Origin of the sequence: Microbacterium sp. zg-Y625, assembly GCF_030246925.1 — a bacterium.
GTDB lineage: Bacteria > Actinomycetota > Actinomycetes > Actinomycetales > Microbacteriaceae > Microbacterium > Microbacterium jiangjiandongii.
In genome coordinates this window covers 224,209-244,100 of the sequence record NZ_CP126740.1, presented here as the reverse complement: position 1 = coordinate 244,100, position 19,892 = coordinate 224,209, and the positions used below count along the sequence as shown (strand labels likewise).

Below are 19,892 nucleotides of genomic sequence, written 5' to 3'. Positions count from 1 at the left end.
CTGTATACGCCCCGAGCGAGGATATCCCCTCGCGGGCGCAACTCTCGACGCACCACGGAGGCGACGGCGCGGCGGGGCGGGCGCCCCGATCGCACCCCGGCTCGAGGTGCGGCAGTGCACCGCAACGCTGATCTCGGACCCAGGCGGCAGCTTCCTCGGCGAGGATTCCGCCGGCCGGACGGCGCGGGCGAGGGACTGAGTTACGCCCGAGATCCTCGCGCCTCATGGATTCCGTCTATCCGACGAAGATTTACCAGCTGAAGCATGATCGGATATGCATGGAGCGGTACTGATGGAAGAAGAATCCACAGCGAGGCTTCCATATAGCCCGCAGACAGGGCAATCGCAGCGATGACGACGTGGACGAGCAAGCCACAGCCATGACCAACTGCCGCTGATCGCAAGTCGAAGGCCAGCTGCTGCAAGTCGGACGGCTTGGTGACAGGCTTTCGCATGTTCAGCACGAGGGCGTTCCATCGGATGAATGTGAGAATCCGGTCGAAAACCTTCACACCAAGAGCGGCGAACAAGCGGTTGCTTCGGGCTGAGATCCTGAAAGCTCCTGCCGGAATCCTCTTTGCCAGTTCGGCGCCTATGAAAATAGGGAATGCGAACGACATGAGGGCAACACAAAAAGGGAAAGCCCCATGCTCCGGCCCGATGCTGGACCACAGTGACGTCGTCATGACACTGATTGCGCCGAGCACAATGATTATGGCCACCATGCGGGTTTCGCCCCTCGATCGCGATGCACTCGACAGTCTTCGCCTCTATTGAACCCGTTTTCGCGCGGTCGAGTTCCACGAGGGCGCCCCGGCGCATCCGCACGGTCGACGTCGACGCCGCGTGCGTTGCAGGATGGGGAAGTGGCTGTGCGCATCGAGAAGGTCCCCGTCGACGACGCGCGCGCCGTCGCGCTGCGCGGGATGTTGGACGACGAGCTGACCGTTCGGTACGGGCCGGTGACGACCGGCGAGGATCCGGAACTCACCGCGGCGCGCAGGGAGGCACTGCGCGTGCGCCCCGACGACGTCATCGCGACCTTCCTCGCGCTCGATGAGGACGGCACGCCGCTCGGGCACGTCATGCTTCGCCGCCTCGGCGCGGACGTCGAGCTCAAGCGGCTCATCGTGCCCGCCGTGGCACGGCGCCGGGGCGTCGGCCGGGCCCTGACGGCCGCTGTCATCGAACGAGCCCGTGCGGAGGGCGCACGCCGCGTCATCCTGCAGACCGGGAGGCCGCAACCCGAATCGATCGCGCTGTACACGGCCGCAGGATTCACGCCGATCCCCGTGTACGAGCCCTACGTCGCGTCGATGCCCAGGTCGCTGTGCTTCGAGCTCGCTCTGGCACCCTGACCGCCGCCGCTGCGGGGACAGCCCGAACAAGAAGAAAACCCCCGCCGCAGCAGGGGTTTTCAGTGGCGGTGACGGTGGGATTTGAACCCACGGTAGGGGGTTACCCTACACAACTTTTCGAGAGTTGCACCTTCGGCCGCTCGGACACGTCACCGCGGACAATCGTACGCGAGACGGGCCGACGCCGCCAATCGAGCCGGCCTGGCCAGGACAGCCTCCTCTTAGTTGCCTGGGGCAACCACTCGGCGTAGAGTCTGATCATGGATGGGACGACGGCGGACCCCACCCCGGAAGGGGTCCTCCTGACGTCGCTGACGCAGTTGATGGCCCAGTGGACCTCGCTCACGCGGCAGACTGTTGTCGCCCGTGAAGCGGGACTGACCATCGATGCCGGCGACATCCGCCCCATCTACACCCTGGGCCGGGTCGGTCCGATTCGCGCGGGCGACCTCGCCGCCGATCTGCGGCTGACCCGGCCCACCATGAGCAAGCAGCTCGCCCGCCTCGAGACGGCCGGACTTGTGACCAAATCGCCCGATCCCGACGACGGGCGTGCGAGCATCGTCGCGCTCTCCCCGGAAGGCGAGCACGTGTTCGCCCTCCTGGTCCAGCGCGGTCGCGAGATGGTCGACGAGGCGATGCGGGGGTGGGATGCCGCGGAGCGCGGCCGCTTCGCCGCCCTCACCGCCCGGTTCGTCGAAGCCGCCATCGGCACCGACGCCGATCAGCCCGGCGCACCCACGTCCGACGACCCGTCGGCCTGAAGACGGCCCCACCCGAGGCCCGAAACACAAAGGAGGCAACCATGCCCCGCACCTATGTCGTCACCGGATCAGCATCCGGCATCGGCGCCACCACCGCTCAGCTGCTGCGTGACCGCGGCGAGCGCGTCATCGGAGTCGACCTGCGCAATGCCGACGTCGAGGCCGACCTGTCCATGCCCGCAGGGCGCACCGATGCCGCGGCGAAGGCCGTCGAGCTCGCCGGCGGCACCGTCGACGCGGTCATCGCCTGCGCCGGCATCTCGGCGCCGATCGCCAAGACCATCTCGGTGAACTTCTTCGGCGTCACCGAGTTCCTCGAGGCCCTGCTGCCCGCGCTGACGAAGTCCGACGCCCCCCGCGTCGCGGTCGTCTCGTCGATGGCGTCGTTGCAGACCAACTCCCCCGAGATGGTCGAGGCCGCCCTCGCCGGCGATGAGGCACGCGCACTCGAGATCGCCGAGGGCCTCGCCGCCCAGGGCCCGCAGATCGGTTACCTCGTCTACCCGTCGTCCAAGCGTGCGCTGTCGCGCTGGGTGCGCCGGGAGTCGATCACGCCCGCCTGGGCCGGCGCCGGCATCCCCCTGAACGCGGTGGCGCCCGGCACCGTCATCACGCCGATGACCGCCGACCTGCTGAAGACGCCCGAGGGCGCCGCGATGGTGGACGCCTCGGTCCCCATGCCGCTGAACTACCACCAGCCGCCCGAGTCGATCGCGAACCTGCTGATCTGGCTGACGAGCCCGGAGAACACCCACCTCGCCGGCCAGGTCATCTACAACGACGGCGGCGCCGACGCGTCGCTGCGCGGCGATGACATCTGGAGCTGGGCCGACCAGAAGTGATCCCCGGTGTCGGATGCCACCCCCTGGCATCCGACACCCTCCCCTGAACGCGTTCGGTCGCGTTCATGTGGCAGTTGCTGTCGCTCTGGCCCCCCACAGGCGACAACAACTGCCACCCCAGCACCCCAACCGCGGGTCTAGCGTGGGCGCATGCCCGAGACGATGGACCGCCAGCAGCGACTGGTCGTGACCATCGCGGTGCTCGCCTCGTTCGTGGCGTTCCTCGACGGCAGCATCGTCAACGTGGCCCTCCCCGCCATCGGCCGCGACCTCGGCGGAGGCCTGACCACCCAGCAGTGGACCGTCGACGCGTACCTCATCACCCTCGGCTCACTCATTCTGCTGGCGGGCTCGGTGAGCGACGCCTTCGGCCGCATCCTGGTGCTGCGCATCGGACTGATCGGATTCGGGGTGGCATCCGTCGCCATCTCCCTCGCCCCGGATCCGGTGACCCTCATCATCGCCCGCGCGGTGCAGGGCGCGGCCGGGGCCTTCCTCGTCCCCAGCTCCCTCGCTCTCATCACTTCGAGCATGCGCGGTCCTCTCCAAGCCCGCGCCATCGGCATCTGGACGGCATTGACGACGGCTGCCACCATCGGCGGGCCGCTCGTGGGCGGCCTGTTCGTCGACTACCTGTCGTGGCGCTTCGCCTTCGTGGTCAACATCGTTCCGATCGCGGTGACCCTGTGGCTGCTCCCCCGCCTGGCCCTCCGCGACGTGCGCCGCGAGGATGCCGCGATCGACTGGACCGGTGCGATGCTGTGCACCCTGGGCCTGGGCGGCATGGTGTTCGCCCTCATCGAGCAGCCGAATCTGGGGTGGGGGTCCCCGGCGATCTGGATGCCGCTGGCGCTGGGAATCGCGCTGTTCGCCGCCTTCCTGGTGCGTCAGCGCACGACACGGCACCCGATCCTGCCCCTGGGTCTCTTCCGGGTGCGCAATTTCTGGACCGGCAACGTCGCCACCGCGTTCATCTACGGCGCGCTGACCCTCAACGGCTTCGTGGTCGGGGTGTACCTGCAGCAGGGCGCCGGACTGTCAGCGACGCTGGCGGGTCTGGCCACCATTCCGACGACGGTTCTGCTCGTGGTGCTGAGCTCCCCGATCGGAGCGCTGGCCGGGCGCCTCGGTCCCCGCCTGTTCATGACCGTGGGGCCGCTGCTCATGGCCGCCGGGTCGCTGCTGCTGCTGACGGTCTCGGCGGACTTCGACTACTGGTGGCAGGTGCTGCCCAGCATGATCGTGTTCGGCCTGGGCCTCGCGGTCACCGTGTCTCCGCTGACCGCTGCGATCCTGGGCGCCATCGAGCCGGCTCGCTCCGGCATCGCGTCGGCGGTCAACAACGCCGTATCGCGCGTCGCCGGCCTCATCGTCATCGCCATGCTGGCCGCCATCGTCGGGGGGTCCCTCAACCTCGGGGGCTTCCACCGCGCCGCGCTGGCGACGGCGGCGCTCATGGCCGCCGGCGGGCTCGTGTCGTTCTTCGGCATCCGCAATCCGCCGCGCGCTCCCGCCGCCGCGACCGGCGCCGGGGCCGCCGCATCTTGACGCCGGCACTGTCGTTCGGTGCACCGGTAGTCAGCGGCATCCTCCCCTGCAAGACTGAGGCCCATGAGCGCGATCGAGAATTCGAAACTGACCGTCGTCGGCGCCGGCAGCGTCGGCTCGTCCACCGCCTATGCGGCCCTGATCCGCGGATCGGCGCGCCACGTCGCGCTGTACGACATCGCGGCGGAGAAGACCGAGGCCGAGGTGCTCGACCTCGCCCACGGCACCCAGTTCACCGGCACGAGCGACATCATCGGCGGCGCCGACATCTCCGTCGCCGAAGGCTCGCACGTCATCGTCATCACCGCAGGCGCGAAGCAGAAGCCCGGGCAGACGCGCATCGAGCTCGCCGGCACCAACGCCAACATCCTCAAGTCCATCGTGCCGCAGCTGCTCGAGGTGGCGCCGAAGGCCGTCTTCGTCATCGTCACCAACCCCTGCGACGTGCTCACGGTGCTCGCCCAGGAGGCGACGGGCCTTCCGCCCGAGCGCATCTTCTCCTCGGGTACGGTGCTCGACACCTCGCGCCTGCGCTGGAAGCTCGCCCAGCGCGCCGGCGTCTCGTCCTCCAGCGTGCACGCCTACATCGTGGGCGAGCACGGCGACACCGAGTTCCCGCTGTGGTCGAAGGCCTTCATCGGCACCGTCCCGATCCTCGACTGGGAGACCGAGGGCCACCCGCGCATGACGGTCGACGAGCTCGACCAGATCGCGGTGGACGTGCGCGACGCGGCGTACAAGGTCATCCAGGGAAAGGGCGCCACGAACTACGCCATCGGCATCACCAGCGCGCGCATCGTCGAGGCGATCCTGCACGACGAGCACGCGGTGATGCCGGTGTCGACGGTGCTCGACGACTTCCACGGCGTCTCGGGCGTCGCCCTCTCGGTGCCGTCGATCGTCAGCGCGAGCGGCGCGAAGCCGATCCGCGAGACGTCGTTCTCGCCGAGCGAGCTCGGCCTGTTCCGCCGTTCGGCCGACGCCCTGCGCCGCGTCGCCGATGATCTGCGCGCCTGACCGCGGGCGGCCTGCCGCCACCTGTGGGATGGATGCCGCCGGTGTCGGCGGCTCCGCATAGCCTGAAGGCATGGCCACCCGACGCCCCACGACCGCCGCACCGTACCGATGCACGGAGTGCGGCTGGACGACCCTGAAGTGGGTCGGCCGCTGCGGCGAGTGCCAGCAGTGGGGCACGGTGGTCGAAGGGGCCGAGCAGACCGGCATCGTCCGCACCATCACCCCGGTCGCTCCCGGAGCCGCACGCGCGGCCCGGCCCATCACGCAGGTGCAGACGCAAGAGGCGGCCCGCACCACCAGCGGCATCGGCGAGTTCGACCGGGTGCTGGGCGGCGGTCTCGTCCCGGGCGCGGCGATCCTCTTGTCCGGCGAGCCGGGGGTCGGCAAGTCGACGCTGCTCACCGAGGTCGCGGCGCAGAGCGCGCGGGTGGGCCGGCGCGTGCTGTACGTCAGCGCCGAGGAATCACTCGGGCAGGTGCGCCTGCGCGCCGAGCGCACCGGGGCCCTGCACGACGAGCTCTATCTCGCGAGCGAGACCGACCTCGCCACGATCCTGGGGCACGTCGACGAGGTGAAGCCGCAGCTGCTCATCGTCGACTCGGTGCAGACGGTGTCATCGTCGATGTCCGACGGCATGGCGGGGCACCCCGGGCAGGTGCGCGAGGTGGCATCCACTCTCATCCGCGTCGCCAAAGAGCGTGACCTGCCCGTCATCATCGTGGGGCACGTGACGAAGGACGGGTCGATCGCGGGCCCGCGCATCCTCGAGCACCTCGTCGACGTCGTCTGCCACTTCGAGGGCGACCGGCAGACGTCGCTGCGCTTCGTGCGGGCGCTGAAGAACCGCTTCGGCGCCACCGATGAGGTGGGGTGCTTCGACATGACCGGCGCCGGCATCACCGAGGTCTCCGATCCCAGCGCGCTGTTCCTCGGTCACGGCTCCCGCGAGGCGGGCACCTGCGTGACCGTCGCCCTGGAGGGCCGCCGGGCGCTGCCGGTAGAGGTGCAGGCGCTGACCATGAAGACCGGGGCTCCGAACCCGCGGCGCATCGTCAGCGGGGTCGACGGCGCCCGCGTCGCGATGATCCTCGCGGTGCTCGAGAAGAAGGCCGGCATCACGGTTTCCGACCAGGACGTCTACGTGTCCACCGTCGGCGGTGTGCGGCTCACCGAGCCGGCGGCCGATCTCGCGATCGCGCTGGCCGTCGCGAGCGCCGTGAGCGACCGCGCGCTGCCGGCGAAGGTCGCCGCCATCGGGGAACTCAGCCTGGCGGGCGAGATCCGCGCGGTGACCCAGACCGACCAGCGCCGCAGCGAGGCTGCACGCCTCGGCTATCGCACGGTGCTCGACGCGCGCTGCCGCACCCTGCGAGACGCGTTGCGCGACCTGCCGCGCCTGCACCGACCCGGCCCCGGCGACGAACCCGAGTTCTGACCCGGCTCACTCGGCGGGGGCTTCGGCATCCAGCGCCGCGATGAGATCGGCGGGCGATGCCTGCAGCGGATGCGGCCCGGCGATGTCGAAGAACACCGTGGTGATCTCCTCCTCGTGGGCGCTGAGAAAGGCGCGCAACCAGGCCGGGGACTGCAGTGCGACCCCGGGCGGCAGGGTCGCCGGCTTGTGGACGGCGTCGCTGAACAGCAGCAGCGCGACATCGCCGGTGCGCGGGTCGCGGTACGTCCAGACCTCGCCCACGTCGAGCGGGTTGTCGCGCTGACCGGGCCGCATCAGCGGCACGACGGTCGGCCCGTGGCGCAACGCGAACGCGATCGCGGCCATGTCCTGCGTCTGCAGCGCGTCTTGCAGCTGCGGGTTGCGGAACTCGGACGGCGAGCGCTTCGCCTTCTTCTTGCCGGCCATCCCCCCAGCCTACCGAGAGCGAAAGAGAGGGCCCTCTCGGGCCGCCCATTGGGGACTGGGTGACTCGAGAGGGCCCAACGCTCACCGCCGTCGGAAGTTCCCGGTGTGCAACTCTGGGGAGGGTTGCACTCAACTGCTGGGGACAGCGGGGACGACGTGCGGGAGCTGGGTCCAGAATAGTCCACGCTCACGACCGGGGGCTGTCCCCTCTTTGGGGGACATGCATGAGAAAGCTCTCAGATCAAGCCCCCCGGCAGATCAGTTGAGGACGAACTGTCGACTGCCCGACGACTCCACCCCGCCGATCGAGACCTTCAGGTGGAACGACGACCCACCGCCGGGGGCCGTCTGCCGGTCGACGTCACCGCACGTCGAGACAGACGAGCGAGTGCGGTCCCAGGTGAGGGGGGTGACGCTGGTGACGGTCTGTCCAGCGTCGACCGTGACCGTCTGGTCGCTCGGCTCCGTCTGGCAGTCGGTCGAGCGCCACCAGACATCGTCGCCACTGCTGACCATGAAGGTCTGCGTCGTCGTGCCCACGTTGATCGTGCACGGAACCCCACCGGTGTTGGTCAGCGAGATCGACAGCTGCGGGTTCTCGCCCGCGGCATAGGTCTCCTTGTCGGTGATGCCGGCGACCTCCACCATGCCTGCCGTGCAGGCCACGGCGGCGTCGCCCTCCGGCGCGTCAGCCTCTGGCTCTGCCTGCGACGCCGTGGGGCTCGGAAGGGGCGTGGCGGTGGCCGCGCCTCCGGGCGACGACGAGGCCGACGGCGCCGGGTCGGGACTCGGGTCGGTCTGACTCGCGTCGGCGTTCCACGGCTGCCACACCAGCAGCACGATCCCGACGATCACGACGATGACGACCAGCAGCACCGTCAGCCGACGACGGCGGTAGACGGCGGGCGAATGCCTGCGACGGACGGGTTCGGACATGGGTACAAGGCTACGTCGCGGGTGCCGCCACGGCCCGGGGGCGCGCCCGCTACAGCTGCTTGAGCATGCGCGTGTTGCCGAGGGTGTTCGGCTTGACGTGCGCCAGGTCGAGGAACTCCGCGATCCCCTCATCGGGGCTGCGCAGCAGCTGCGAGTAGACGTCGGGGTCGACGATGTGCTCGCCGATCGGCGCGAACCCGCGGGCGCGGAAGAAGTCCACCTCGAACGTGAGGCAGAACAGCCGCGAGAGGCCGAGCGCGCGTGCGTCGTCTTCGAGGCGGTCGACGATGGCGCGCCCGACGCCGCGGTGCAGCCACTCGTCGACGACGATCAGGGTGCGCACCTCACCCAGGTCCTCCCACATGACGTGCAGAGCACCGCACCCCACGAGCTCACCGTCCGCCTCGGCGACCACGAACTGCTGCACCGATTCGAACAGCACCACGATGTCCTTGCCCAGCAGGATCCGCCGCTGCACATACGGCTCCAGCATCGCCATGATGCCCCGCACGTCGGACGTTCGGGCGGCACGGACGGTGAAGCTGGTCACCGTCCCACTTTATCCGGGAAGGACGACGGCGCCGTGGGCGGCGGGGTCGTGGGCGGCGGGCGCGGCGGTCCTCCGGTAAATTCGAACCACGCCCGCCGCCCGGCGCCGCTGCCCCCGAACCGGAGGAGGTCCGCAGGCGTGAGTGTGCTGCGTGACTATGCGACAGCGGTGAGCGAGCCGACGCTGCCGTTCTCCCTGCCCGGCGTCGTCAGCCGATACGACGAAGTCGTCTCTCCCGACGGCGGTCTGCGCCCCGGATGGAAGGCCATGGCGGACCTCGCCCTCGCCCTCACTCCCGACGAGCTGCGCCGCGTCGAGGGGGAGATCAGACGCTTCCTCGCCGACGACGGCGTCACCTACGTGACTGCCGAGGCCGGGGCGCAGCCCTGGCAGCTGGACCCGATGCCGCTCGTCATCGACGCCCCGACGTGGGCGCGGCTCGACGTGGGACTCGCGCAGCGCGCCGAGCTGCTCAACGCCGTGCTCAGCGACCTCTACGGGCCCCAGACCCTTCTGGCATCCGGCGTCGTCCCGTCCGCATGCATCTTCGGCCACTCCGGCTTCGCCAGGCCCGTGGCCCGGCCGGGCGCTGCGAACACGCAGCCGCTCGTGCTGTCGGCCGCCGACCTGGGGCGCGACGCCGACGGAGACTGGCACGTGCTGGCCGACCGCGTGCAGGCGCCGTCAGGACTCGGGTTCGCCATGCAGAACCGCCGGGTCATCGCGCAGGTGCTCCCCGACCTCTACCAGGGCAGCGATCTGCACCGCATGGAGCCGTACTTCTCGGCTCTGCGCGCCGCGCTGCTCGACAGCGCTCCCGGAGTCGCCTCTCCGCACGTGGTCGTGCTCACCCCCGGCCCGCACTCCGAGACGGCGTTCGACCAGGCCTTCCTCGCCAACGCACTCGGCATGCCGCTCGTGCAGGGCAGCGACCTGGTCGTGCGCGACGGCTGGGTGTGGATGAAACCCGCCGGCTGGCCGCACGCCCGGCCGCGCGAGCGCGTCGACGTCATCGTGCGACGAGTGGATGCCGAGTGGTGCGATCCGCTCGAGCTGCGTGCCGACTCCCGGCTGGGCGTCGCCGGCCTGACCGAGGCGGTGCGGCGCGGCCGGGTGCGCCTGGTCAACGGGCTCGGCGCGGGCGTGCTCGAGAACCCCGGACTCATGCCCTTCCTCCCGGCCGCCTGTGAAGCGCTGCTGGGCGAGCAGCTGCGACTGCCGTCGGTGCCGACCTGGTGGTGCGGTGACCCCGACGCGCGCGAGCAGGTGCTCGACCGCCTCGCGTCCGATGACCCCACTCTCCTCGTGCGGACGATCGACGAGCCCCGCGCCCTGCTGGCGGACCTGCCGGCGGCGGAGCTCGCCGCGCTCATCACCGCGGCCCCGCATCGCTACGTCGGCCAGGACGTGCTTCCGCTGTCGCAGGCGCCGGTCTGGGCCGACCGGACGCGCGCCGCTGCCCGCCCGGTCGTGTTCCGCAGCTTCACGCTGCGCTACGGCTCGGCGTACCGCCCCCTCGTGGGCGGACTGGCCACCGTGCGCGCGGGCGAAGAGACCGGCCCGGTGACGAAGGACGTCTGGGTGCTGAAGGCCGCGCCGGACGATCCCGACCAGGGACTCGTCGAGAGCGCGCCGCCGGAGATCGGCCCCACGGTGCCGACTCTCGCACCCCGCGCGCTGGCCGACATGTTCTGGGCGGGGCGCTACGCGGAGCGGGCCGAGGACATGCTGCGCCTGCTGCTGACCGCGCACCACCAGCTGGAACAGCTCAGCCGCCGTCACAGCGCGCAGGCCGCCGAGAGCACCGGCGTGCTGCTGGCGGCACTGCAGCGCCTCGCCGGCATCCGCCTGCCCGACCCCGACGCCGAACTGCGCTCGCTGCTGCTGGATGCCGACCGCAGCGGCAGCGCGGCGCACGCGATCGCCCGGCTGCGCGATGCCCTCGAAGGCGTGCGCGATCAGCTCTCGGGCGACACCTGGCGCGTCTTCTCGAACGTCGACCGGGCGGCGCGCGCGCTTCGCTCCGCCCCGCACGCGCACCGCACCGCGGAGTCCGCCGGCCGCATGCTGACCGCCGTGCTGTCGCTGCAGGGCGTGACGGCGAACATGATGCGCGACCCCGGGTGGCACATGATCGAGGCGGGTCGCCACCTCGAGCGCGGCCTGCAGCTGTGCCATCTGATGATGGCGACCACCACCCGCCGCCGCGCCTACCGCGCCGACCGCGAGGTGCTGGAGGCGACCCTCACGGTCGCGGAGAGCATCGTCACCTACCGGCGCCGGTACCGCGGATCGGTGCGCACCGCCGACGCGCTGGAGCTGCTGCTGTCGGACCGCGACAACCCGCGGTCGCTCGCGTTCTCGCTGGGGGCGATGCGCACGCACCTCGCCGCCATGCCCGCCTCGACCGGCTCCACCCGACCGGAGCGCCTGCTCGAGCACCTCGAGACGGCCCTCGAGCACGTCGACGTGACCGCGCTCACGGCGACCGACGGCGAGCACCGCCCGGCACTGACGGAGTTCCTCGTCAACACGGTCGCCCAGCTCGAGCAGCTCGCCGACGCGGTCGCGCACGTGCAGTTCGAGAGCGGACCGCCGCCGCTGCCGCTGTCCGAGCTCGCCCTCATCGAGGAGCGGACGGTCGCATGAGATACCGCGTCTGGCACCGCACGACCTACACGTACAGCGACCAGGTCGAAGACAGCGTGGGCCTGTACCACCTCGTCCCCCGCGACCTGCCGTGGCAGCAGGTGCATGACCACGCCGTCACGGTGCAGCCGCCGCCCGGCGACATCGACCCCGATGTGGACTACTTCGGCAACGCCGCGACGTATTTCCACCTCACCCAGCCGCACGGCACGCTCGTGATCGAGGCAGCCGGCGACGTCGAGGTGCAGGCGCCGACGTACGACGAATCGGCGCTCGCCCAGCCGTGGGAGCGGGCACGCCCCCTGCACCACCCCGAGGTGCCCGGCGCCTGGCGCGCCGTGGAGTACGCCCTGGAGTCGCCCCGCGCGGCCCATGTGGCCGAGGCGACGGAGTACGCCGCGGCATCCCTCACGCCCGGTCGCCCGCTCGGCGAGGCGGCCACAGACCTCATGCGCCGCATCCACGCGGACTTCGCGTACGACGGCACGGCGACCACCGTCACCAGCACGGTCTCCGACGTGCTGCGGGCGCGGGCGGGGGTCTGCCAGGACTTCGCGCATCTGGCGCTCGCGTGCCTGCGCGCCCACGGCGTGGCCGCGCGCTACGTCAGCGGGTACCTCGCCACCCAGCCGCCGCCGGGCAAGCAGCGGGTCTTCGGCGCCGATGCCTCCCACGCCTGGCTTGCGGTGTGGGTTCCCGGCACCGACGAGTGGCTGGCGATCGACCCCACCAACGACCAGTGGGCGAACGACCGGTACGTCACGGTCGCGTGGGGGCGCGACTACGGCGACGTGTCGCCCGTGAAGGGCATCATCTTCACCGAGGCGAAGAACTCGAGCCTGCGCGTGCAGGTCGACGTCGCTCCGATCGAGGGCTGACAGACAGCGAGAGCGGATGCCGGGTGGCATCCGCTCTCGTCTGTTGCTGGCCCGTGGGCCGGGGTGTTACTCCGCGCCGGCGATGATGTCGGGCGTCGCGGTGATCTCACCGGCGGTGCCGACTCCGACCGCGACCTTCTCGCCGCGCGGGGCGCTCTCGAAGGTGAAGCCGTTGGCGTCGGAACCGACCTTCACGTGGTCGCCCGCGTTGAGCTGACCGTGCAGGATGCGCTCGCTGAGCTGGTCCTCGATCTCGCGCTGCATGGCACGGCGCAGCGGCCGGGCACCGAGGGTCGGGTCGAAGCCGATCTCGATGAGGCGGTCGGTCGCCTCGGGCGACAGCTCCACCGTCATGTCACGGTCGAGCAGGCGCTCGGCCAGCCGCTTGGTGAACAGGCCGACGATCTGACGAAGCTCGTCCTTGTTCAGCTGCGGGAACACGATGATGTCGTCGAGACGGTTGAGGAACTCGGGCTTGAAGTGACGCTTCAGCTCCTCGTCGACCTTGCCCTTCATGCGGTCGTACGAGGTCTGGGCGTTGCCCTCGACCTGGAAGCCCACAGGGCCGCCCGCGATCGCCGACGAACCGAGGTTCGTCGTCATGATGATCACGGTGTTCTTGAAGTCGATGACGCGACCCTGACCGTCGGTCAGGCGTCCCTCCTCCAGGATCTGCAGCAGCGAGTTGAAGATGTCCGGGTGGGCCTTCTCGATCTCGTCGAAGAGCACGACCGAGAACGGCTTGCGGCGCACCTTCTCGGTGAGCTGGCCACCCTCTTCGAACCCGACGAACCCGGGAGGGGCTCCGAACAGGCGGGAGACGGTGTGCTTCTCACCGAACTCGCTCATGTCGAGCGAGATCAGCGCACCCTCGTCGTCGAAGAGGAACTCCGCGAGCGCCTTGGCGAGCTCGGTCTTTCCGACGCCCGTGGGGCCGGCGAAGATGAACGAGCCCGAGGGACGCTTGGGGTCCTTGAGGCCGGCGCGCTGACGACGGATCGTGCGCGACAGCGCCGCGATCGCCTCGTCCTGGCCGATGACGCGCTGGTGCAGCGCCTTCTCCATGAAGACCAGTCGGCTGGACTCCTCTTCGGTCAGCTTGAACACCGGGATGCCGGTGGCCTGTGCGAGCACCTCGGCGATCAGGCCCTCGTCGACGACCGCGTGGCTGGCGACGTCACCCGAGCGCCACTGCTTCTCGAGGCGCAGACGCTCGGCGAGCAGAGACTTCTCCTCGTCGCGCAGGGCGGCGGCCTTCTCGAAGTCCTGGTCCTCGCTGGCGCGCTCCTTGTCCTCGCGGACCTTGGCGATCTTGTCGTCGAACTCGCGCAGCTCCGGAGGGCTCGACAGGATCGACAGACGCAGGCGGGCGCCGGCCTCGTCGATCAGGTCGATGGCCTTGTCGGGGAGGAACCGGTCGCTGACGTAGCGGTCGGCGAGGTTCGCTGCCGCGACGATCGCGCCGTCGGTGATCTGCACCTTGTGGTGCGCCTCGTAGCGGTCGCGAAGCCCCTTCAGGATGTTGATCGCGTGGGGCAGGCTCGGCTCGGCGACCTGGATCGGCTGGAAGCGGCGCTCCAGCGCGGCATCCTTCTCGAAGTGCTTGCGGTACTCATCCAGCGTGGTCGCGCCGATGGTCTGCAGCTCGCCACGGGCGAGCAGCGGCTTGAGGATGGATGCCGCATCGATCGCGCCCTCGGCCGCACCGGCGCCGACGAGCGTGTGGATCTCGTCGATGAACACGATGATGTCGCCGCGGGTGCGGATCTCCTTGGTGACCTTCTTCAGACGCTCCTCGAAGTCACCGCGGTAGCGGGACCCGGCGATGAGCGACCCGAGGTCGAGCGAGTAGACCTGCTTGTCCTTCAGCGTCTCGGGCACCTCGTTCTTGACGATGGCCTGCGCGAGGCCCTCGACGACGGCGGTCTTGCCGACGCCGGGCTCGCCGATGAGGACGGGGTTGTTCTTCGACCGGCGGGAGAGGATCTGCATGACCCGCTCGATCTCCTTCTCGCGCCCGATCACCGGGTCGAGCTTGTTGTCGCGCGCGGCCTGGGTGAGGTTGCGCCCGAATTGGTCGAGCACCGCCGATCCACCCTGGGCGGGCGCGTTCTGCTCGCCGGGGCCGGCGGCGACACCTGCGGGCTCCTTGCCCTGGTAGCCGCTCAGCAGCTGGATGACCTGCTGGCGCACCTTGTTGAGGTCTGCGCCGAGCTTGACGAGTACCTGCGCGGCGACGCCCTCACCCTCGCGGATGAGACCGAGCAGGATGTGCTCGGTGCCGATGTAGTTGTGGCCGAGCTGCAGCGCCTCGCGCAGGGACAGCTCGAGCACCTTCTTGGCCCGCGGCGTGAACGGGATGTGTCCCGTCGGCTGCTGCTGGCCCTGCCCGATGATGTCCTGCACCTGCTCGCGCACAGCGTCGAGCGAGATACCGAGCGACTCCAGCGCCTTCGCGGCGACACCCTCGCCCTCGTGAATGAGGCCGAGCAGGATGTGCTCGGTACCGATGTAGTTGTGGTTGAGCATCTTCGCCTCTTCTTGGGCGAGCACAACCACACGACGGGCACGGTCCGTGAATCTCTCGAACATCGTCGACTCCTCCAAGCGCACAGTTCTGGCGCTTACCAAAAAGGGTAACGACCGGAGGGTCCCCCTATGCCCGTTGTTCGCCACGGGCGGATGCCGGCGTCGGCCCGGTCCGCTGTTGACGGACATATCGAGAATCGATACTGTAACGATGATCGATATTAACGACAATCGTTATGGAGGAAACCATGTCGCACGCCACAGCCACGGGGCGCGCCCTGTCCACCGGTGACCGGTTCGGATTGATGTTCATGATGATCGCGGGGGCGGCCCTCACGGTCGGAACCGTCGTCGCTGCGGTGGCCCGCATCGTGGACGTGCTGACGGCCGAGAGCGTTCAGGTGCTCGCGGAGTTCGTCGACACCCCCGCCCTCGCCCCCATCGGCGTGGACGGCGCCGATGTGGCCGTCGAGCTCGACACGGCAGTGCTCACGGTCTCGGACCTGCCCGTGGCGTCGCTGTGGTCGATCGTGATCCAGCAGGTGCTGATGGTGGCGGCGGTGCTCACCGTCGTGGTCTGCCTGCTGCTGCTGTCGCGCAGCGTGCTGCGCGACCGGGTGTTCAGCCGCACGAACACGCGCCTGGTGACCATCGCCGGCCTCACCGCGATCCTGGGTGCTGCGGCCTACCCGTTCCTCGGCAACATGGCCGCCAACGGGGCGTTCGCCGCTCTCTCGGACGGCACCTTCAACAACGTGCTCATGTCGGTCGACCTCGCGTCGCTGCTGATGCTGGGGTTCGTCGCGGCGCTCGCCTCGACCGTGTTCACCGTCGGCGACCGCCTGCAGCGCGAGACCGAGGGCCTCGTATGAGCCCCGCGGAGGAGGACGGCCCCACCGGCATCCACTGCCGGCTGGACGAGCTGCTCGCCGAGCGGGGCATGACCCTGGCGCGACTGTCGGAGCTGGTGGGGGTCTCGGTGGTGAACCTCTCGGTGCTCAAGAACGACCGCGCGCGGGCGATCCGGTACTCCACGCTGTCGGCGGTGTGCCGGGCGCTGGACTGCGAGGTCGGCGATCTGCTGGTGCGCGCCGACCCGCGCTGACGGGGCCGGGGCTGCTCGAGTGTCGCGTCCGCACAGTCGCGGCGCGGAGCACCCACCATGTGCGACACCGGAGCAGCGCGGGCGGCGCGGGCGGCGCGGGCGGCGCGGGCGGCGGCTCAGGCCGCGGCACGAATCGCGCGACGCACACGGAGCACCAGACGCTCGGGATACCGGAACAGGTCCTCTCTCGTGACGCGGATCACCCGCCACCCCTCGGCCGCGAGCCGCTCGTATCGGCGGATGTCATTCGCCCACTGCGTCGCGTCGAAGAGATGGTGCGCGCCCTCGTATTCGACCGCGACCTTCCACTGCGGGTAGGCAAGATCCACGCACGCGATGAACCGGCCGCCACCGTCGACCACGGTGTGGTTGATGAGCGGCTCCGGCAATCCGGCATCCACGATCACCAGCCGCGTCCAGGTCTCTGTGCGCGACGCCACGCACGGTCGCACCCGCACCAGCGCTTCACGCAACGCGCGCACACCGACACGCCGCTTCGTGAAGACGGCGGCCTCGAGCTGCGCGCGGGTGGCGAGGGGGCCCGCGGCGTCGTACCGACGGTCGCTCACAAGGGCGTCCGCGACCGCCACGAGATCGTAGGGATGCCGGAGCACGCCGCCGAGCATCGCCCAGGTGCTGGCGGGGGTCGGCACCGGGAGCCGGTGCTCCGGGTGCACGGTCAGTCGTACGTGTTCGGGCTGTACGCGATGACCGCGCAGCCCGCGCGCCCGCGGTGGACGCGTGGGATGCAGCACTCCGACGTCGAGTTCGTCCTGCACGAGGAGGATGCCGGCAGGAAGGGGCACGCCCCACAGGACCGCGGCCGTCAGGTGCGAGAAGAAGGCCCCGTCACTGAGTCGAAGGTACGCGATGCGGGCGCGAGCGACGATCTCGTCCTCGGGTCGCAGCACCGGTGGCCGGCCATCACGGACGACGTGCACGCCGTGGAACGGGTGCTCGAGATCTGCCGCGCGGAGCCTCGAGCGTGCCACGCCGGCCGCTTCGGCATCCGCCGTGGTGAACGCCGGCGTCGAGAACTCGGGGAGCGGGTGACGAAGCATGGCCACAACCTGGCATCCGCGGGCTGCCCGCCGTAGCCCCGGAACACCTTCTGGGGATGGATCCCCGCCATCGGCACCCTGTGCAGGAGCCACGCGTGTTCGCGGCGGAGCGATACGCGCCGCTCCGGTGGCGCTTCCGCACGGTCGGACCCCTCCGCCACCCGCCATTCGTGACACTCGAGCAGCGCCGCGCCGCCGCGGGCGCGGCGAGGCGGGGGTCAGCCGAGGATCGTCGTGGTGACGGGGGTCTCGAACTCCGGACCGCCGCCGGTGAGCGTCAGCGTGACCGGCGCGTCGTCGGCGAGGTCACCCTCGGGGAAGGCGAGCACAGCGCGCGGGGCGATGTCCATCGTGCACATGCGGTCGGGCTCGGGAGCGGCGAAGGTCACCGTGACGGCGTCGGATGCCGTCACCTCAATGTCCTGAATGACCGGCGCGCACGACGAGGAGCCCCACGTGAGCACGGCGAACGCGCCGTCGTCCAGCCATCCGGCGCTCGGGGCGTAGTCCGTCTCGCCCGCCGGCGCGGAGAGCCCCGCGACGCCGTCGAGGTCGGTCTCCCCGCGGTAGCCGTCGCCCGTGACGTCGATCTGCAGATCCTGCGACGGATCGACGCCGTCGGGGAGCGATACGACCGTCACCCGCGGCGCCATGTCGGCGGTGCAGACCTCGGATGCCGACTCGACGAGCGTCACCTCGAGCGCGCCATCGGCCGACAGCGTGGCGCCGTCGGCGATGGGGACGCACGAGGACGACCCCTGCGTCACGAGACCCACCATGCGGCCGCCGTCGAGCCAGACGGCATCCACTTCGACTTCGGTCGCTCCGCCGACGCCCCCGCTTGCCGGAGGTGTGGGGTCGGATGAGTCGGTGGCGCAGGCGGTGAGCGAGGCCATCAGCAGCAGGGCGAGGCCGCCCCCGGCGAGAGTGGAGGCGATTCGGGTGGTCATGGCATCCATCCTGGCGCGACTGTCTGGGCGCCGCCGCCGAGTCCGGTCACATCGCGATAACGCTCACTGCAGCGCGGAGGTGAGCCTTCCCAGGTTGTCGAGCACGGTCGACCGCAACGGCTGCTGCTCCCACTCCTCGAGCGTGAGCTCCCGACTGAGCTCCCGGTACATCTGCTCGACGTCGCGCATCTCCGTGACGAACTCTTCGCCGCGCACCAGCATCGAGATCTCGAGGTTGAGACCGAACGAGCGCATGTCCATGTTGCTCGAGCCGATCACCGCGACCTCATCGTCGACGGTCATCGACTTCGAGTGCAGGATGTAGGGCTTCGGGTACAGCCAGATGCGCACGCCGGCGCGCAGCAGCGCCTCGTAGTAGCTGCGCTGGGCGTGGTAGACGATCGCCTGATCGCCTTCTTCTGACACGAACATCTGCACGTCTACGCCGCGCTGGCATGCGGTGGAGATCGCGAGAAGCACCGACTCGTCGGGCACGAAGTACGGGCTGACGATGATGAGCTTGCGCTGGGCCGCGTACATCAAGCTCAGGAACAGCTTGAGGTTGTTCTGGAATTCGAACCCCGGGCCGGACGGCACGATCTGACAGTCCAGGTCCCCCGGTCCGGTCGTGACCTCGAACAGGTCGATCTCCTCGGTCAGCGTCTCGTCGGTCTCGCTGTACCAGTCCGAGAGGAACACGGCGTTGACGGATGCCACGACCGGCCCCTCCACGCGCACCATGAGGTCGACCCAGTGCAGGCCCCGGCGGATGTTGCGGCGCAGGTTGTAGCTGGAGTCGGTGATGTTCTGGGACCCCACGAACGCCACCACCCCGTCGATCACGAGCAGCTTGCGGTGGTTGCGCAGGTCAGGGCGCTGGTACTTGCCCTTGAACGGCTGCACCGGCAGCATCAGGTGGCAATGCGCGCCCATGCCATCGAGCCGGCGGAGGGTCTGCTTGTAGAAGGGCTTTCCCCGGTTGGCCCAGTGGTCCATGAGCACCCGCACCACCACACCGCGCGCGCTTGCCTCTTCCAGCGCCCGGAAGAAGTCATCGGTCGTGGGGTCGGACTGCAGGATGTAGTACTCGACATGCACGTAGCGCTCCGCCGCGCGGATCGCCTTGGCCTGCTCCCGAAGCGACGCCTCGTAGTCCGCGATGAGGTGCGCGGCGTTGTCACCGGCGAGGGGCAGGGCACCCAGCGTGCGGTTGAGCGTGACGACCGCGTTGAACCACTCGGGAGCGTGCGGACGCAGCGTGCCGAAGTCGAGGTGCTCGCTCGTCTCGTGGATGTACTCGTTGATCTGGTCCTGCTTGAGGCGACGCTTGCGGGGCAGCCGCGGATTGCCGATCAACAGGAACAGGAAGACGCCCACGAAGGGGATGAAGTAGATCGCCAGCAGCCACGCCATGGCCGCGGTGGGGCGGCGATTGCGGGGGATGACGATGATCGCCGTGATGCGCACGATGAGGTCCACGAAGAAGGCGAGGATGACCCACCAGGTCCAGTCGAAAGTGATGCTGATCACTTTCCCCCCTCGCTGCTCACAGGGTCAGCGTATCGGGGGCCGCGGTCATCCCGCGTTGTGCGCGGCTCCCGCGTCACCGGCGACAGGCGGCAGACCGCGCTTGGCGCGCTCCTCGGCCTCGATGCGGGCATGGACCCGACGCTCGGTGCGGTCCATGCGCAGGATGCCGCGCAGGACGAACCAGAAGAGGCCCGCGACCACGAGGGTGGGAAGCAGAGCCCACACGACGGCGGTCCAGGCAGTGTCCATGCCTCCATCGTACGTCGCGCATCGCCGGGAGTGATCCGCCGCGTCCGGACGGGTGCGCTGCGGCG

At 69.9% G+C, this 19,892-nt stretch carries 19 protein-coding genes and 1 tRNA gene; 10 read left to right on the top strand and 10 right to left on the bottom strand.

Annotated features, from left to right (window positions below):
- Positions 1-200: 200 nt before the first annotated feature.
- Positions 201-620, bottom strand: coding sequence for a glycosyl-4,4'-diaponeurosporenoate acyltransferase CrtO family protein (locus tag QNO14_RS01135; RefSeq protein WP_257495423.1), 420 nt, complete (start codon positions 618-620; stop codon positions 201-203).
- A 246-nt stretch (positions 621-866) separates the two neighbouring features.
- Between QNO14_RS01135 and QNO14_RS01130 the strand changes: the two genes are divergently transcribed.
- Positions 867-1,358, top strand: a complete 492-nt coding sequence (locus tag QNO14_RS01130; RefSeq protein ID WP_257507032.1) for a GNAT family N-acetyltransferase — start codon at positions 867-869, stop codon at positions 1,356-1,358.
- A 63-nt stretch (positions 1,359-1,421) separates the two neighbouring features.
- On the opposite strand, the gene QNO14_RS01125 is transcribed toward QNO14_RS01130, so the two are convergent.
- A tRNA-Ser gene (locus tag QNO14_RS01125) sits at positions 1,422-1,512 on the bottom strand.
- A 106-nt stretch (positions 1,513-1,618) separates the two neighbouring features.
- Between QNO14_RS01125 and QNO14_RS01120 the strand changes: the two genes are divergently transcribed.
- From QNO14_RS01120 to radA, 5 genes are all read left to right on the top strand, one after another.
- Positions 1,619-2,122 carry a MarR family winged helix-turn-helix transcriptional regulator gene (locus tag QNO14_RS01120; protein ID WP_257507033.1) on the top strand — a complete coding sequence of 168 codons (504 nt, stop codon included), beginning with the start codon at positions 1,619-1,621 and terminating at the stop codon, positions 2,120-2,122.
- 41 nt (positions 2,123-2,163) lie between these two features.
- Entirely contained in the window at positions 2,164-2,964 is an 801-nt protein-coding gene (locus QNO14_RS01115; RefSeq protein ID WP_257507034.1) for an SDR family oxidoreductase, read from the top strand.
- Positions 2,965-3,114: 150 nt separating this feature from the next.
- On the top strand, positions 3,115-4,512 hold the full coding sequence (locus QNO14_RS01110) for an MFS transporter (RefSeq protein WP_257507035.1): 1,398 nt from the start codon (positions 3,115-3,117) through the stop codon (positions 4,510-4,512).
- Positions 4,513-4,575: 63 nt separating this feature from the next.
- Positions 4,576-5,529 (top strand): L-lactate dehydrogenase, encoded by a 954-nt coding sequence (locus QNO14_RS01105; RefSeq protein ID WP_257507036.1) that lies wholly within the window; start codon positions 4,576-4,578, stop codon positions 5,527-5,529.
- A 70-nt stretch (positions 5,530-5,599) separates the two neighbouring features.
- Positions 5,600-6,964: a DNA repair protein RadA gene (gene radA / locus QNO14_RS01100; protein ID WP_257507037.1), complete on the top strand. Its 1,365-nt coding sequence runs from the start codon at positions 5,600-5,602 to the stop codon at positions 6,962-6,964.
- 6 nt (positions 6,965-6,970) lie between these two features.
- On the opposite strand, the gene QNO14_RS01095 is transcribed toward radA, so the two are convergent.
- The 3 genes from QNO14_RS01095 to QNO14_RS01085 form a co-directional block, all read right to left on the bottom strand.
- Positions 6,971-7,390, bottom strand: a complete 420-nt coding sequence (locus QNO14_RS01095) for a dehydrogenase (protein WP_257507038.1) — start codon at positions 7,388-7,390, stop codon at positions 6,971-6,973.
- 258 nt (positions 7,391-7,648) lie between these two features.
- Positions 7,649-8,326, bottom strand: a complete 678-nt coding sequence (locus QNO14_RS01090) for a hypothetical protein (RefSeq protein ID WP_257507039.1) — start codon at positions 8,324-8,326, stop codon at positions 7,649-7,651.
- Positions 8,327-8,375: 49 nt separating this feature from the next.
- Positions 8,376-8,876 carry an amino-acid N-acetyltransferase gene (locus QNO14_RS01085; protein WP_257495414.1) on the bottom strand — a complete coding sequence of 167 codons (501 nt, stop codon included), beginning with the start codon at positions 8,874-8,876 and terminating at the stop codon, positions 8,376-8,378.
- 138 nt (positions 8,877-9,014) lie between these two features.
- On the opposite strand from QNO14_RS01085, the gene QNO14_RS01080 reads away from it, so the two are divergent.
- Both QNO14_RS01080 and QNO14_RS01075 read left to right on the top strand, forming a co-directional pair.
- Complete coding sequence (locus tag QNO14_RS01080) at positions 9,015-11,525, top strand: circularly permuted type 2 ATP-grasp protein (protein WP_257495413.1); 2,511 nt, start codon at positions 9,015-9,017, stop codon at positions 11,523-11,525.
- Complete coding sequence (locus tag QNO14_RS01075; RefSeq protein WP_257507040.1) at positions 11,522-12,403, top strand: transglutaminase family protein; 882 nt, start codon at positions 11,522-11,524, stop codon at positions 12,401-12,403. Before QNO14_RS01080 ends, QNO14_RS01075 begins: the two co-directional genes overlap by 4 nt.
- A 66-nt stretch (positions 12,404-12,469) precedes the next feature.
- Here QNO14_RS01075 and QNO14_RS01070 read toward each other — a convergent pair whose 3' ends face one another.
- Entirely contained in the window at positions 12,470-14,995 is a 2,526-nt protein-coding gene (locus QNO14_RS01070) for an ATP-dependent Clp protease ATP-binding subunit (protein WP_257495411.1), read from the bottom strand.
- A gap of 185 nt (positions 14,996-15,180) precedes the next feature.
- Here QNO14_RS01070 and QNO14_RS01065 point away from each other — a divergent pair, with 185 nt between their 5' ends.
- Together QNO14_RS01065 and QNO14_RS01060 are read left to right on the top strand one after the other, a co-directional pair.
- Positions 15,181-15,804, top strand: a complete 624-nt coding sequence (locus QNO14_RS01065) for a DUF2975 domain-containing protein (protein WP_257507041.1) — start codon at positions 15,181-15,183, stop codon at positions 15,802-15,804.
- On the top strand, positions 15,801-16,037 hold the full coding sequence (locus tag QNO14_RS01060; protein ID WP_257495409.1) for a helix-turn-helix domain-containing protein: 237 nt from the start codon (positions 15,801-15,803) through the stop codon (positions 16,035-16,037). Before QNO14_RS01065 ends, QNO14_RS01060 begins: the two co-directional genes overlap by 4 nt.
- A 116-nt stretch (positions 16,038-16,153) precedes the next feature.
- Here the strand turns inward: QNO14_RS01060 and QNO14_RS01055 are convergent, their stop codons facing one another.
- The 4 genes from QNO14_RS01055 to QNO14_RS01040 form a co-directional block, all read right to left on the bottom strand.
- The gene (locus QNO14_RS01055; protein ID WP_257507042.1) at positions 16,154-17,098 is read right to left on the bottom strand and encodes an endonuclease domain-containing protein; all 945 of its coding nucleotides are present in this window, start codon (positions 17,096-17,098) and stop codon (positions 16,154-16,156) included.
- Between the two features lie 218 nt (positions 17,099-17,316).
- Positions 17,317-18,048 carry a hypothetical protein gene (locus QNO14_RS01050; protein ID WP_257507043.1) on the bottom strand — a complete coding sequence of 244 codons (732 nt, stop codon included), beginning with the start codon at positions 18,046-18,048 and terminating at the stop codon, positions 17,317-17,319.
- Positions 18,049-18,111: 63 nt separating this feature from the next.
- Positions 18,112-19,578, bottom strand: a complete 1,467-nt coding sequence (cls, locus tag QNO14_RS01045) for a cardiolipin synthase (RefSeq protein WP_257507044.1) — start codon at positions 19,576-19,578, stop codon at positions 18,112-18,114.
- Between the two features lie 45 nt (positions 19,579-19,623).
- Positions 19,624-19,827 carry a hypothetical protein gene (locus QNO14_RS01040; protein ID WP_257507045.1) on the bottom strand — a complete coding sequence of 68 codons (204 nt, stop codon included), beginning with the start codon at positions 19,825-19,827 and terminating at the stop codon, positions 19,624-19,626.
- Positions 19,828-19,892 lie beyond the last annotated feature (65 nt).